This is a genomic window from Phaeobacter sp. HF9A (assembly GCF_011806385.1).
Taxonomy (GTDB): Bacteria; Pseudomonadota; Alphaproteobacteria; order Rhodobacterales; family Rhodobacteraceae; genus Epibacterium.
In genome coordinates, this window is the sequence record NZ_JAATOX010000029.1 from 1 (window position 1) to 13652 (window position 13652).

The 13652-nt window shown below is 63.7% G+C and carries 17 protein-coding genes; 7 read left to right on the forward strand and 10 right to left on the reverse strand.

The genetic code is table 11. From position 1 onward, the window contains the following. Positions 1-47: 47 nt before the first annotated feature. Positions 48-257, reverse strand: a complete 210-nt coding sequence (locus HCZ87_RS07485) for a hypothetical protein (RefSeq protein WP_167643137.1) — start codon at positions 255-257, stop codon at positions 48-50. A 110-nt stretch (positions 258-367) separates the two neighbouring features. Here HCZ87_RS07485 and HCZ87_RS07490 point away from each other — a divergent pair, with 110 nt between their 5' ends. The 6 genes from HCZ87_RS07490 to HCZ87_RS07515 all read left to right on the forward strand — a co-directional run bounded on the left by HCZ87_RS07490 (position 368) and on the right by HCZ87_RS07515 (position 7114). Next, positions 368-1252 carry a LysR family transcriptional regulator gene (locus HCZ87_RS07490; protein WP_167643138.1) on the forward strand — a complete coding sequence of 295 codons (885 nt, stop codon included), beginning with the start codon at positions 368-370 and terminating at the stop codon, positions 1250-1252. A 147-nt stretch (positions 1253-1399) separates the two neighbouring features. Beyond that, a complete protein-coding gene (gene ccoG / locus HCZ87_RS07495; protein ID WP_167643139.1) occupies positions 1400-2830 on the forward strand; it encodes a cytochrome c oxidase accessory protein CcoG in 1431 nt (476 codons plus the stop codon). A gap of 3 nt (positions 2831-2833) precedes the next feature. Further along, complete coding sequence (locus tag HCZ87_RS07500; RefSeq protein ID WP_167643140.1) at positions 2834-3310, forward strand: FixH family protein; 477 nt, start codon at positions 2834-2836, stop codon at positions 3308-3310. 72 nt (positions 3311-3382) lie between these two features. Then, on the forward strand, positions 3383-5566 hold the full coding sequence (locus HCZ87_RS07505; protein WP_167643141.1) for a heavy metal translocating P-type ATPase: 2184 nt from the start codon (positions 3383-3385) through the stop codon (positions 5564-5566). 24 nt (positions 5567-5590) lie between these two features. Continuing rightward, a complete protein-coding gene (gene ccoS, locus HCZ87_RS07510; RefSeq protein WP_167643142.1) occupies positions 5591-5749 on the forward strand; it encodes a cbb3-type cytochrome oxidase assembly protein CcoS in 159 nt (52 codons plus the stop codon). Between the two features lie 111 nt (positions 5750-5860). Next, positions 5861-7114, forward strand: a complete 1254-nt coding sequence (locus HCZ87_RS07515) for an adenylate/guanylate cyclase domain-containing protein (RefSeq protein ID WP_167643143.1) — start codon at positions 5861-5863, stop codon at positions 7112-7114. A gap of 179 nt (positions 7115-7293) precedes the next feature. Here HCZ87_RS07515 and HCZ87_RS07520 read toward each other — a convergent pair whose 3' ends face one another. From HCZ87_RS07520 to HCZ87_RS07535, 4 genes are all read right to left on the reverse strand, one after another. Continuing rightward, the gene (locus HCZ87_RS07520; RefSeq protein ID WP_167643144.1) at positions 7294-8103 is read right to left on the reverse strand and encodes a division plane positioning ATPase MipZ; all 810 of its coding nucleotides are present in this window, start codon (positions 8101-8103) and stop codon (positions 7294-7296) included. Positions 8104-8340: 237 nt separating this feature from the next. Continuing rightward, positions 8341-8562, reverse strand: a complete 222-nt coding sequence (gene rpmE, locus HCZ87_RS07525) for a 50S ribosomal protein L31 (protein ID WP_167643145.1) — start codon at positions 8560-8562, stop codon at positions 8341-8343. A gap of 11 nt (positions 8563-8573) precedes the next feature. Then, entirely contained in the window at positions 8574-8948 is a 375-nt protein-coding gene (gene rplS, locus HCZ87_RS07530; RefSeq protein WP_167643146.1) for a 50S ribosomal protein L19, read from the reverse strand. Between the two features lie 284 nt (positions 8949-9232). Continuing rightward, complete coding sequence (locus tag HCZ87_RS07535; RefSeq protein ID WP_167643147.1) at positions 9233-10450, reverse strand: MFS transporter; 1218 nt, start codon at positions 10448-10450, stop codon at positions 9233-9235. Positions 10451-10518: 68 nt separating this feature from the next. On the opposite strand from HCZ87_RS07535, the gene HCZ87_RS07540 reads away from it, so the two are divergent. Further along, entirely contained in the window at positions 10519-10941 is a 423-nt protein-coding gene (locus tag HCZ87_RS07540) for a helix-turn-helix domain-containing protein (RefSeq protein WP_167643148.1), read from the forward strand. A 60-nt stretch (positions 10942-11001) separates the two neighbouring features. Here HCZ87_RS07540 and HCZ87_RS21295 read toward each other — a convergent pair whose 3' ends face one another. The 5 genes from HCZ87_RS21295 to bluB form a co-directional block, all read right to left on the reverse strand. Next, positions 11002-11334, reverse strand: coding sequence for a YegP family protein (locus HCZ87_RS21295; protein ID WP_167643149.1), 333 nt, complete (start codon positions 11332-11334; stop codon positions 11002-11004). A gap of 74 nt (positions 11335-11408) precedes the next feature. After that, entirely contained in the window at positions 11409-12215 is an 807-nt protein-coding gene (gene trmD, locus HCZ87_RS07550) for a tRNA (guanosine(37)-N1)-methyltransferase TrmD (protein WP_167643150.1), read from the reverse strand. A gap of 112 nt (positions 12216-12327) precedes the next feature. Continuing rightward, positions 12328-12843, reverse strand: coding sequence for a ribosome maturation factor RimM (gene rimM, locus HCZ87_RS07555; protein WP_167643151.1), 516 nt, complete (start codon positions 12841-12843; stop codon positions 12328-12330). 1 nt (position 12844) lies between these two features. Continuing rightward, positions 12845-12979 carry a hypothetical protein gene (locus HCZ87_RS21210; RefSeq protein WP_303048836.1) on the reverse strand — a complete coding sequence of 45 codons (135 nt, stop codon included), beginning with the start codon at positions 12977-12979 and terminating at the stop codon, positions 12845-12847. Positions 12980-12998: 19 nt separating this feature from the next. Next, positions 12999-13652 carry a 5,6-dimethylbenzimidazole synthase gene (gene bluB / locus HCZ87_RS07560; protein ID WP_167643152.1) on the reverse strand — a complete coding sequence of 218 codons (654 nt, stop codon included), beginning with the start codon at positions 13650-13652 and terminating at the stop codon, positions 12999-13001.

A 13652-nucleotide genomic window follows, 5' to 3' on the forward strand; every position in this document is an offset into this window, starting at 1 on the left:
GGTCGCTTCGGGCAAAGCCCGAAGCGAAACACCTCCGACAGGACGCATTATTTGCAATTGACCGGATGCTGGAGCTTTGGGCCCTCCGCCAGGGATATCTTGCCCTTGGCCGAGGCGGCGGCGAGGTGGCGCAGCAGCTGGCGCAGCAGAGAAGGCCGCTGGCGGGGTTTGCGATAAGCGCTGGGCAGCGGTCTTTGTGGCACATCGCAATGGCGGGTCGCGGTCAGCATGCTGCGGGCATAAATATCATTTAACATGGTCCGATCTCCTTTTCTGAGATCCACACGCTGGATCTGTTTGTACTCTTGCGAAAAGAGACCAGTCATGCGAGTCAGGAAGAAATCCATAATGTAAGGTTGGCTTACATATGAGCTGGCGCGACATGCCCTCCCTCGCGGCCCTCAGGGCTTTTGCCGTTTTTGCCGAGACCGGCCATGTGCAGCGGGCGGGCGCATTGTTGAACGTCAGCCACGCAGCGATCAGCCAGCAATTGCGCCAGCTGGAGGCGCATATGGGGCTGGCGCTGCTGGATCGCTCGGGGCGGTCGCTGCGGCTGACGCCAGAGGGGGAGCAATTGGCGCAGGCCTTGACGCTCGGCTTTGGCGCCATCCGCAGCGCGGTGCAGGATCTGACGGTGCGCGGCGCGGGTCAGCCCCTGCATGTGACCTGCACGCCGATGTTTGCGACCCATTGGCTGATGCCGCGCCTGCCGGTGTTCCGACAGGCCCATCCTGACGTGGATCTGGTGATCGACCCCTCCGGCGAGGTGATGCAACTTGTGCCGGGCGGCATCGACATCGCCCTGCGCTATGGCAAAGGCGACTGGCCGGGGATGGAGACGGAGATGCTGCTGGCCTCGCCCATGGTGGTGGTGGCGGCGCCGGGGCTGCTCGACGGGCGATCGGTAACACGGCCGGAAAACCTGCTCGATCTGCCCTGGCTGGAGGAGATCGGCACCAATGAAGCCTCTGTCTGGCTGAAGTCGCGCGGCGTCACCGAGGCGGTGAAGGCGGGGCGAATCAAATTGCCGGGCAACCTGCTGATGGATGCGCTGCGCGCCGGGCAGGGGGTGGCGGTCTCGGTGCAAGCTTTTGTCGCACCCGACATCGCGGAGGGACGTCTGGTGCAGCTGTTCTGCGAAGAAAAAGGCCGTGGCTATCATATCGCGCATCGTCCCGGGGTGCTGCGGCCGGGTGCGCGACACTTCGTCAACTGGCTGCGCCGGGAGCGGGATTCTATCGCTGACAGCTGACTGCGCTCCTGTGCAGTCTGTTCTCGCGGATTATGGCATGTTGACAAAAAGCACATGTTGGATGCGATTTTTGATCCACGTCAAAGTCTCGATGCCCCGCCTCTGAGAGAACACCATCAGACCTGTCACAAGACCGGAGCCAATGCGTTGAGCGATTCGAGTCCAGCCCCCAGCCTTTATGCCGCCAGGGAGCCCATCTTTCCCCGCCGAGTGTCAGGGAAATTCCGCAACCTGAAATGGGTGATCATGGCAGTCACCCTGGGTATCTATTACGTCCTGCCCTGGATCCGTTGGGACCGAGGCCCGGAACTGCCGGATCAGGCGGTGCTGCTGGATCTGGCCGGGCGTCGGTTCTATTTCTTCTGGATCGAGATCTGGCCGCATGAATTCTACTTCGTCGCCGGGCTTCTGGTTATGGCGGGGCTTGGGCTGTTTCTGTTTACCTCGGCGCTGGGGCGGGTCTGGTGCGGCTATACCTGCCCGCAAACCGTCTGGACCGACCTGTTTATCCTGGTGGAACGCTGGATCGAAGGCGACCGCAACGCCCGCCTGCGCCTGCATCGCCAGAAAAAGCTGGATCTGCGTAAAATTCGCCTGCGGCTGACCAAATGGGTCGTCTGGCTGCTGATCGGTCTGGCGACCGGCGGGGCTTGGGTGTTCTACTTTGCCGACGCGCCGACCCTGCTGCATGATCTGGTGACCGGCCAGGCGCATCCGGTGGCCTATACCACCATGGCGGTGCTGACCTTCACCACGTTTTTCTTTGGTGGCTTCGCGCGCGAGCAGATCTGTATTTATGCCTGCCCCTGGCCGCGCATTCAGTCGGCGATGATGGATGAGGATACGCTGACCGTTGGGTATCGCGACTGGCGCGGCGAGCCGCGTGGCAAGCACCGCAAATCCGCCGAAACGGAAAACCTGGGCGATTGCATTGACTGTATGGCTTGCGTGAACGTCTGCCCGATGGGGATCGACATCCGCGATGGTCAGCAGATGGAGTGCATCACCTGCGCGCTTTGTATTGATGCCTGCGACGATATCATGACCAAGGTGGGCAAACCGCGCGGGCTGATCGACTATATGGCGCTATCGGACGAAACCAACGAACGCGCGGGCAAGCCGCCGCGCCCGGTGTGGAAACACATCCTGCGGCCGCGCACGATCATGTATACCACGCTTTGGGGTGCGGTGGGTCTGGGGCTGCTTTTTGCATTGTTCATCCGGGCCGATATCAGCATGACCGTGGCGCCGGTACGGAACCCGACCTATGTCACCCTCTCGGATGGGACCATCCGCAACGCCTATGACGTGCGCCTGGCGAACAAACATGGCGAGGCCCGTGAATTCGAACTCTCGCTCACCGGCAACCCGGTCTTCTCCCTCTCGCTTGAGGGCGAGGAGGGGGCGACGGTGATGGTGCCGGCAGATACAGCCAGCCTGCAACGGGTCTACATCGAGGCGCCCAAATCCAGCGCCCCTGCCAATGCGGAGGCCACCGAAGTGCGGCTCTGGGTCGAGGATCTGAGCTCGGGCGAGCGCGCCTCGCGCGATACCACCTTTAACGGACGGGGGGACTGATCCATGACCAGCAAGGCGAGCAAGACACCGCGTGAATTTACCGGCAAACATATGCTGGCGCTCTGTGTCGGGGCCTTTGGCATCATCATTGCGGTGAACGTCTATATGGCGGTGAGCGCGGTGCGGACCTTTCCGGGGCTGGAGGTGGCGAACTCCTATGTCGCCAGCCAGGAATTCAACGCCCGCCTTCACGCCCAGCAGGCGCTCGGCTGGTCGGTCTATGCCTCCGCGACCGACGGGCATGTGAAGCTGGAAATCACCGACAAGGACGGCAATCCGGTCGAGCTTGCCGCATTGGACGCGATCCTGGGGCGCGCGACCCATGTGAAGGATGATCAGACGCCGGAGTTCGTGTTTGATGGCACCGCCTATGTGGCCGAGGCCAAGCTGGCGCCGGGGAACTGGAACATCCGTATGGTGGCGCGTGCCAAGGATGGCACCGAGTTTTCACAGCGGGTGATCCTGCACAAGCAAGGCTGAGCAAAAAGGGGAGACGGCGTTGGATCAAGTTGCATATAGGGCCACTGACTATGCGTGGCGCGGAGCACGCCAATGACCGCGCAGATGCGACATCAGACCGCCGTCTGCCCTGGCTGCATCGCCGCCCCGACCGAGGCGGTGGAGACCGCTCCCACCGAAGCGCGCTTGGCGATTTCGCTGCCGACGATCCATTGCCAGGCCTGTATTGCGGCGGTCGAGCGGGGCCTGAACGCGGTGCCGGGGGTGCATTCCGCCCGCGTCAACCTAACCTTGAAACGGGCGCTGATCGAGGCCGACCCCGGTATGGGCGCCCGCGATCTGATCCCGGTCTGCGAGGGGCTGGGCTATGAGGCGCATGAGCTGGATCTTGCGGCCCTCGGCGCAACGGCCACCGACCGCGCCGGGCGCGAGCTGCTGGTGCGGCTGGCGGTGGCGGGCTTTGCCTCGATGAACGTGATGCTTCTGTCGATCTCGGTCTGGTCCGGGGCCTCGGACGCGACGCGGGACATGTTCCACTGGATTTCCGCCGCCATTACCCTGCCTGCTATCACCTATGCGGCGCAGCCGTTTTTCAAACACGCCTGGGGCGCGCTGCGGGCCGGGCGGCTCAATATGGATGTGCCGATCGTTCTGGCGTTGCTGCTCTCGCTGATTACCTCGCTTTGGGAAACGTCTCTCTCGGGGGAGCATGCCTATTTCGATGCGGCTCTAACATTGACATTTTTCCTGCTGGCGGGGCGGTATCTGGACCATCGCACCCGTGCGGCGGCCCGCTCGGCGGCGGAAGAGCTGACCGCGCTGGAGGTCCCCCGCGCCTGGCGGCTGGACGGGCAGGGACAGGAAATCGAAGTCACGGTGACCGATCTGGCAGTGGGCGATCTGATCCGCGTGCGCCCCGGTGGGCGGATGCCGGTGGACGGCGTGATCGTCGAGGGCAGCTCGGAGCTGGATCGCTCGCTTCTGACCGGCGAGACGCTGCCGGTGCTGGCCGAACCCGGTGCGCAGGTCTCGGCGGGGGAGGTCAACCTGACCGGTCCGCTCACGCTGCGGGCGACGGCGGTCGGGCAGGATACCTCGCTTCATCGGATGGCGGATCTGGTGGCGATCGCGGAATCGGGGCGGGCGCGCTATACCTCACTGGCCGACAGCGCGGCCAAGCTCTATGCGCCGGGGGTGCATATCCTGTCGCTGCTGGCCTTTCTGGGCTGGTATCTCTTTACCTACGACGTGCGTGTGGCGCTGAATATCGCGGCGGCGGTGCTGATCATCACCTGCCCCTGCGCGCTGGGGCTGGCGGTGCCAGCGGTGACCACGGCGGCCTCTGGCCGGCTGTTTCGCTCCGGGTTTCTGGTCAAACACGCCACCGCGCTGGAGCGTCTGGCCGAGGTCGATACCGTGGTGTTTGACAAGACCGGCACGCTGACGGCAGGCACGCCCGAGGTGGTGAACCTCGCGGATCTCTCAGAGGCGCAGCTCTCTGTTGCGCTGGCACTGGCCGAGGGCTCCTCGCATCCTCTGGCGCGGGCATTGACACAAGCCGCCCGCGCAGCAGGCGCAGAGCCCGCCGTCCTTAAGGATCTGACCGAGGTTCCGGGCTATGGCACCGAAGCGACGCTTGCAGGCACGCGCGTGCGTCTGGGGCGCGCCGCCTGGGTTGGTGGCGATGTCAAAGGGGTGCAGACCGCGACCTGGCTGGACCTGGGGCAGGGGACACCCGTTGCGATCCGCTTTGTCGATGCCCTGCGGCCCGGCGCCGAGGAGGCGGTGACCAGGCTGCAAGAGGCCGGCAAGCGGGTGATCCTGATCTCGGGTGATACCACCGCCGCGGTGGAGGATCTGGCGACGCGTCTTGGCCTGCGTCACTGGGTGGCCGAAGCGCTGCCGGAACATAAGGCCGAACGGGTGGCGGCGCTGACCCGCGAGGGGCACAAGGTTCTGATGGTTGGCGACGGGCTCAACGATACGGCGGCGCTGGCGGGGGCGCATGTTTCGATCTCGCCCGCCTCGGCGCTGGATGCGGCGCGGGTGGCCTCGGATATTGTGCTGCTGGGTCAGGACCTCTCCCCGATCGCCGAGGCCTGCGGCATCGCCGAACGCGCCACCCGGCGGATCCGGCAGAACTTTCGCATTGCCACGATCTATAATATCATCGCGGTGCCGCTGGCGATCGCCGGCCTCGCGACGCCCTTGATTGCCGCGCTGGCGATGTCCAGCTCGTCGATCACCGTGTCGCTCAACGCGCTGCGCCTGCGCTAGGCTGCGCGGCAAAGGACCCTGACTATGAACGTGTTATCCTATTTGATTCCGATTTCCCTGATCCTCGGCGGGGTAGGGCTGATCGGTTTCATCTATACCGTGCGATCCGATCAATACGACGACCCCGAGGGGGATGCGCGTCGGATCCTCAATGACGAATGGGACGACCACCCCAAGCCATGACAGAGGGGCGGCGCTCTGGCGCCAGTGCCGCGCCTGTCCGCAGTTGGCAATCCCCCGACCTGTAGCTACAGCTGGTATCACCGCCTTTGCCGCCTATAGGGTTTGTTGCCGATGATGTCTTGTACCTCAGAATTGAACAGCTGGTTGGTCCAGCAGGGGCTGCGTGAGCAGGACCGCGAGAGCCTGTTGCGCGCGCTCTGCGAACAGCTGGTCAACAGAGGTGTGCCCTTGCTGCGCATGCAATTGGCGCAGCGGGCGCTGCACCCGGAATTCGGCGGCATCGGTTTCACCTGGACCCGTGCCGATGGCATGGCCTCGCAGTATTTCGGCCATCTCCAGACCGGGCCGCAGGATGAATGGTACAACAGCCCTTTTTACGCGATGTTGGCAAACTGTGACGCGGAGCTGTTTGCCGATCTGACCGGGGCAGAGGTGACACGTTTCCCGGTGTTTCCCGAGCTGCACGCCATGGGCGCGCGGGCTTACTTCGCCCAATGGCAACCGCTGGGCAAGATGACCCGGGAGGATTACGATCTCGATCATATCGGCGGCGAGGGGGTGGTGGCCTCCTGGTGTTTCGACTGCCCGCCAGAGGAGGCCGCGCGGCACTGCGAGACCATTCGCGGCTGCTTTGAAACGCTGGTGGTGGTGCTGTCAGCGGCAAGTAACCGCGAAATGGGGCGGGCGCTGCTGAAGGTCTATCTGGGTCGGGACGCGGGCGAGCGGGTGCTGTCAGGCGAGATACAGCGTGGTTCCCTACAATTGATCGACGCGGTGATCTGCCTGTTTGACCTGCGTGGCTTTACCAAACTGTCCGAGCAGCTCCCTGGCGAAGCGCTGGTGGAGATGCTGAACGATTACTTCGGTCATGTGGTCGAGGTGATCCAGTCCCATGGCGGCAATATCCTGAAGTTCATGGGCGATGGGGTGATGGCGATGTTCAATCTCGGCACCCTGGAGGAGGACGCGCAGGCGGCGCTGCGGGCTGTGGCGGAATTGGCGCAGCGGATGGAGGTGCTGAATGCCAGCCGGGTGCAGGACGCAAAGCCGCTGGCCGACTATTCCCTGGCACTGCACGCCGGAGAGATCCTCTATGGCAATATCGGCGCGCCGAGCCGGCTGGATTTCACGGTAATCGGCCCGGCGGTAAACCTGACAGCGCGGATTGCGGATCTGCATCGCACGGTGGATCGGGCGATTATCCTCTCTGAGGAGGTGCGCAATGCGGCGGGGCGTGACCGGGAGGACCTGATCTCTGTCGGCCGCTACATGCTGCGCGGGGTGGCGGAGCCTGTGGAGCTCTTTACCCTATATACGCCCCAGGCTGTCGGAGCAGTTGACACGTCAATGACCGTCGATCCCTGACCAAGAGAGATGTTTCCACCCGTTCCGGGTGGACCCGCGCGCGCCGGGCCTCTGGCCCGGCGCGCGCCCTCCGCCGACCCCGAAGCGGCCCACCGCAGGTGGATCGCCAGAGGGGGCGGAACCGATCAGCATCGACCGCCAGCCTCGCCACGATTTCCAGGGCTGATCTGCTCCAGAAACTAAATGTCGATCTCCACCTCGGGCAGGTTCAATGCCTTCATCATGTCGCGCAGCTCTTGCCGCGCTGCGATATTGGAAATGTTGAGCTGCTTCACGCCTACGTCCTTGAGGTCCAGCAGCGTCAGCCCGCGCGGGAACAATTCGCGAAAGATCACCCGTTCGGAAAAGCCCGGCGCCACCCGAAAACCGATGCGTTTGGAGAGCATATTGATCGCGCGCTCCATCTTTTCCTTGTTGACCATGCGCTGGGTGCCGACCCGGTTGCGGATCACGATCCAGTCGATCGGCGGCAGCCCGGCCTGCGCCCGCAGCTGGCGGGCGTTCCAGACCATTTCGGAATAAACGGAGGGGCCTTTGATTTTTTCGCCCTTCTCATCCGTATGCGCCAGCAGGTCGAAATCGACAAAACTGTCGTTCAGCGGCGTGACCAGCGTGTCGGCCAGCGAATGCGCCACCTGGCTCAGCCGGGTGTGGGAGCCGGGGCAGTCGATCAGGATGAAGTCATACTCCGGTTCCAGCTCTGAAATGGCAGCAGAGAGGCGCAGATCATAGATGTTTTCGCCCGGCTGCAAGGTGTCGGGGTCGATCTCCGGCAGCTCGTGCAGGGCCACCATCGGCAGGCTCACATTCGATGCGGCAATGAAGGCCAGCCGGTTTTCCAGGTAGCGCCCCAGCGAGCGCTGCCGCAGATCGAGATCCAGCCCCGCAACCTTATAGCCCATCCGCGCCAGTGTTGTGGCCACATGCATGGAGACGGTGGATTTCCCCGCGCCGCCCTTTTCGTTTCCGACGACAATGATATGCGCCATCTACCGGATCCCTTCAAATCTGCGCCGCTTCGGCCGCGCCGCCTTTTGCTTTGACGCGACTATAGGGCGGCTGCGAATCAATGAAAAGCGGCCAATAGACCCGAGTTAGAGCCTATTTTCAGGAAAATGGGATCTGCGGAGAATAGCGCGAATTTGAAGCATAGAACGCAAAACGCCGCCCCGGAGGGCGGCGTCTGTTTACGGTATCCTTGTGGATAAACCCGTGGAAGGATTGGCTTAGAAACCCAGGCCTTCGTATTTCTTTTTGAACTTGGACACGCGGCCGCCGGTGTCCATCAGACGGGACGAACCGCCGGTCCATGCGGGGTGCACGGAGGGGTCGATGTCCAGCGCCATTTGGTCGCCCTCTTTGCCCCAGGTGGAGCGCATTTTGAGGACGGTGCCATCGGTCATTTTGACGTCGATGAAGTGGTAATCGGGATGAATATCTTTTTTCATGATACCGCTCCTCAGGCTTTCTTGGCTTTGTAGTGCGAATCTTCCGCGATACGGGCAGATTTGCCGCGACGCGAGCGCAGGTAGTAGAGTTTGGCGCGACGGACGCGGCCACGACGGACAACCTCGATGGATTCGATGTTGGTCGAGAACAGCGGGAACACACGTTCCACGCCTTCGCCAAAGGAAATCTTGCGAACTGTGAAAGAGCCAGCGATGCCGCTGCCGTTTTTGCGGCTGATGCAGACGCCTTCGTAGTTCTGAACGCGGGAGCGGCTGCCCTCGGTCACTTTGTAGCCGACGCGGATGGTGTCACCGGCCTTGAAGTCAGGGATGGTTTTCCCCAGGGCGGCAATTTGCTCCGCCTCGATCTGTGCGATCAGATCCATCTGATCTTCTCCTTTTTTGCTCGCGGTTATGTCCACGAAGTTGGTTTGACACCCAGAGCTCTTGGCCTTCACCGGGTCCGCCCGAGGGGTTCAAGGAACCCCGGGACGCCCGCCAGAGATGAGATCTCATTTCTTTGTCGTCGCGGTCTTGCGGAAGCATCGCCGTCGAAGAAAACGCGATATCGCAATACAAAACAGGTCCGGCGACTCAAAAAGAGCCCCGGACGCGCGGTAATTAGGCCAGATAGGCCTTGTTTGCAAGCCCGTTCGGGCGTGTCGCCCGGTCAAAGCGGCTGGTGTTGGGCGCGGTGCAGGCCGTGCCACAGCAGCGCGGTTGCCGCGCAAAGAATGAGTACGCAGGCGAGGGCGAGGAAGCTGCCGGAATAGCCCAGGCTGCGGATCAGAGGCAGGGTGATCAGCGGCGAGGCGATCTGGCCGAGATAGACCGAGGTGGTCAGGATGCCGGACACCCGCCCGCGCCGCTCGGGTGGGGCCGCATGCAGGGCGATTTCGGTGAAATTCGGCGTCACCGCAGCAAAGCCGACGCCGACCAGCGCAGCGCCCAGATAGATCAGCGGCAGCTCCGGCGCGCGCGACAGGAGCGCCAGCCCGCTCCCCATCAGCGCAAAGCCGAGGCTGAACATGCGCGCATGGCCCATGCGAGATTTTAGCGTGCCATAGCGCAACGCGGTGAGCGCTCCGGCAAGGGTGAGCGCGCCCATGACGCTGCCAATGATGGCGGTGTTGCCAAGGCCGTTCTGGCTGAGGAAATAGGGGATCTGCGTGGGCATGATAAAGAAGCAGACCGTCGTCAGCATCTGGAGCGCTGCCGTGGCGAAAATCGGCAGGCGCCAGCCGGGCGCTGATACATCTGTGGTGGCGATCACGCGGGGCTGCGACGTTGTGCGCTGCGGCGCGGAGGCGCGGTGGGGCTCCGGCAGCGCGTACCAGAGCAGCGGCAGGACCAGCAGCGCCACCGCATGCACCGCAAAGGCATCTGCGGGCCGCCGGGTCGCTAGAAGCCCCGCCGTGGTGATGGCAAACAATCCGCCGAGGTTGCGGGCCGAGATCTGCAAGCCCAGGATCCGGCTGCGCGCTGCGCCCTGATAATAGTCGGCCACCAGGGCGGTCTGCGACGTCATGATCAGCGCCACCGCGACGCCAAGCAACAGGCGGCTGGCCAGCAGGGCTTCAAGGCTGGGCAGGATCAGGCCCATGCAGCCCGCGATGGCAAAGAGCGCCACGCCAGCCAGCAAGAGGGGCCGCCGCCCGAGGCGGTCCACCAGATACCCGCAGGGCGCGGCGATGAGCACCACCGCCAGCGAGGGGGCGGGCACCAGCAGCCGGGTCAGGAGCGCCGCCTGCGGGTGATCACCAAAACGGGCCTCCAACCCGGGGAGCGCCGGGCTGATGGCGGAATTGGCCATGGTGATCAATGAGGCAGCGAGCAAAAGCGCAAGCGCGCGGCGGTCGCAAAACACAGGGCGGGAGGTCGATGTCATGTGGGCAATCCTTGCAAAATCATGAGTCGCAGGGCAGGCTACGAATTCAAGTCAGCTTGAGGTCAAACATGAAATTGCTGGATATCGCGGAGGTCACGGCAGAAAGCGGCGTGCCGCCCTCGGCCCTGCGCTATTACGAGGAAAAGGGCCTTATCCAGGCTCTGGCGCGGCGCGGGCTGCGGCGGCAATACGGGCCGGAGGTCTTGCAGGTATTGTCACTGATTGCGCTGGGGAAACGGGCAGGGTTCTCGCTGGAAGAGATCGCGCAGATGTTCGGCCCCGGCGGACGGCCTGCGTTGCCGCGTGAGGATCTGCACGCGCGCGCCGAGGATTTGCGCCAGCAGGCTAGGCAAATGGATGCGCTGGCGCAGATGCTGGACCATGTGGCGGACTGCCCGGCCAAAGATCATCTGGACTGTGGAAAGTTTCAGCAGTTGCTGCGCGTCGCGAGCAAGGCGCGGCAGCGGGCGGCACGCGGCGGCCAACTGTAGTTGCCTCTGCCGCAGAGATCTGGCGCGGCAGAGGCAAATCTCTGGGGTCAGCTCCGGGGATCAGGTGAGATCCACAACCTCGGCGTCGGGGGCGTTTTTCTTGACCGACTCGATGCCATTGTCGCGGCCCGAGGCGCTGGTGTAGCTCTGGGAGGTGCCGATCACCTGGCCGTTGCTGGCCTTGAGGTTGAACATATGCTTCTCGGCCGCGGTTTCCTTGCGCTCGTAGCGGTTGTCGTCGGGAGCGTTTTTCTTGACCGACTCGATGCCGTTCTCGGCGCTGGCTTTTTGCTTGTAGCCTTCGCTGGCGAGGATGTTCTCGCCATTGCCTGCTTTCAGGCGAAAGCGATATTCGCCCGCCTTATCGGTGTAGAGTTCGAATTTCCCAGCCACGTCAGAGCTCTCCTGTTTTTATCAGATAGGAGAGACTAAAGCATGCGGCGCGCGGCAGGGCAATATTCTGGCACCTATTCCTCGCCGTCCCGCTTGCGGCGATAGGCTTCCCAGAGGTCGGGGCGGCGGGTTCTGGTGATGTCTTCGCTCATCTGCTGGCGCCATTCGGCGATCTTGCCGTGGTGGCCGGACATCAGCACATCGGGGATCTGGTGGCCCTTCCACTCGGCGGGGCGGGGGTATTGCGGATGTTCGAGAAGGCCGGAGGAGAAGCTCTCTTCCTCGGTGGAGTCCTGATTGCCCAGCACGCCGGGGATCAGTCGCACGGTGGCGTCAATCAGCGCCTGCGCGGCCAGCTCGCCGCCGGTCATCACAAAATCCCCCAGCGAGACCTCCATGATGCCGTAATGCTCCAGCACCCGCTCGTCGACGCCTTCAAAGCGGCCACAGAGCAGGGTCATACCATCGCAGCGGGCCAGATTCTGCATCATCTGCTGATCCATCCGCCGCCCGCGCGGCGAGAGGTAGATCAGGGGCCAGTTGCCGCGCGTGCCTGCCATGGCGCTCTCGATCGCCTCGCCGAGCACATCGGCGCGCAGCACCATGCCGGCGCCGCCCCCCGCGGGGGTGTCATCGACGTTCTTGTGTTTGCCAATCCCAAAGGGGCGCAGGTCGATGGTTTCCAGCTGCCAGAGCCCCTGTTGCAGCGCCTTGCCGGTGAGGCTTTCGCCCAGAACGCCGGGAAAGGCGCCGGGAAACAGCGTCAGGATCTTGGCCTTCCAGACGCCCGCCAGATCCGGGGTGTCGCGCATCAGCTCGCGCGGCTTGACCGTGGCACCGATCGAGAGACGGCCATGGGAGCGGCTGGGTTTATCGGTCATGGGGCGGTCTCCGGCGAATGCGGGCGGGAAAGCGGGGCGCCTGCGGCGCACAGGTTTGAAGAGGGGCGAGGCGCTGCCTCGCGCTCCGAGGTATTTGGAGCAAGCCGAAAAATCAGAACAGCCCTTCGGGCGGGTCGGCGATGATGCGGCCCTTGTCCAGATCCACGGTTGGCACCGCCGCCAGCGTGAAGGGCAGCAGTACGGTTGCGGACTGGCCTGTGCCCTGGATTTCCAGCAGATCGGCGGCGCCGTGGTTCTGCACCGATTTGACCGGGCCCAGGAGCGCGCCGCCGGTGTCATAGACCTCAAGCCCGATCAGGTCGGCGTGGTAGTATTCGTCATCCGGCAGCGAGGGCAATTGGTCGCGCCTTGCATAGAGCTGCACGCCTTTCAGCGCGTCGGCCTGCTCCTTGGTTTCCACGTCGATAATGCGAGCGGCAAAGCCGTTCTTGACCGCGCGGGTGAGGGCCAGCGTATAGGATTTCGTGCCGTCCTCGTTCAGCAGCGGCGAATAGTCCTCGATTTCCTCGGGAATGGCGCAGAAGCTTTTCAGCCGCACCTCGCCGCGCACACCGAAGGAGCCCGCAAGCGCGCCCACACAGATCAGATCATCCTTGGCTTCGGTCATCTCACATCCGGCAGATCATGCCGGTCCCCGTTTCAGTTCGTGTCCAGTCGCCACCGGAGGCGGTGCAGCGCGTATGGGCGCCGCTGCGTTCATAGAGCACCCCGGCGCCAAAGGCGAGCAGGGTCAAGATCAACATGCGGATCAGCCCCATCTGCTCAGCGGGTTTCCAGCGGCAGGGCGGCGAAGCGCTGCTCCCAGCCTTCCTGCTCCAGCTCCGGCGTGTCCGACAGATGCTCCGGGTGGCCGATGCAGAAATAGCCGATCAGGCTCCAGCTTTCGGGCACCTGCAAATCGCGCGCCATCTGTTCCGGGTCCAGGACCGAGACCCAGCCGAGGCCGAGCCCTTCGGCGCGCAAGGCCAGCCAGAACAGGGTGACGGCGGTGACCACGGAATAGCGGCGCATTTCCGGCATGCTGCGGGCGCCGAGCCCATGGCCCTTGTCGGTCTCGTCATCGCAGAAAAACGCGATCTGCACCGGGGCCTCGCGCATTCCCGAGAGTTTCAGGCGCGCGTATTGTGCGGCGCGGTCCTCGCTGTAATCCGCCAGCGCCTCGGCATTGGCGGCTTCGAAATTCCTGAGCGCCGCCGCGCGGGCGGTCTCGCTCTCGACGCGGATGACGCGCCAGGGTTCGCTGAGCCCCACAGAGGGCGCCAGCGAGATGGCAGAGAGGCAGCGCGTCAGCACTGCCTCATCCACCGGGTCGCTGCGAAAGCGCCGGACGTCCCGGCGCAGCTTCATCAACAGATCGAGTTCGGCACGAAATGCCTGCGGGAAACAGCCCTTTGCATCCTGCGCCGCCCCGATCAT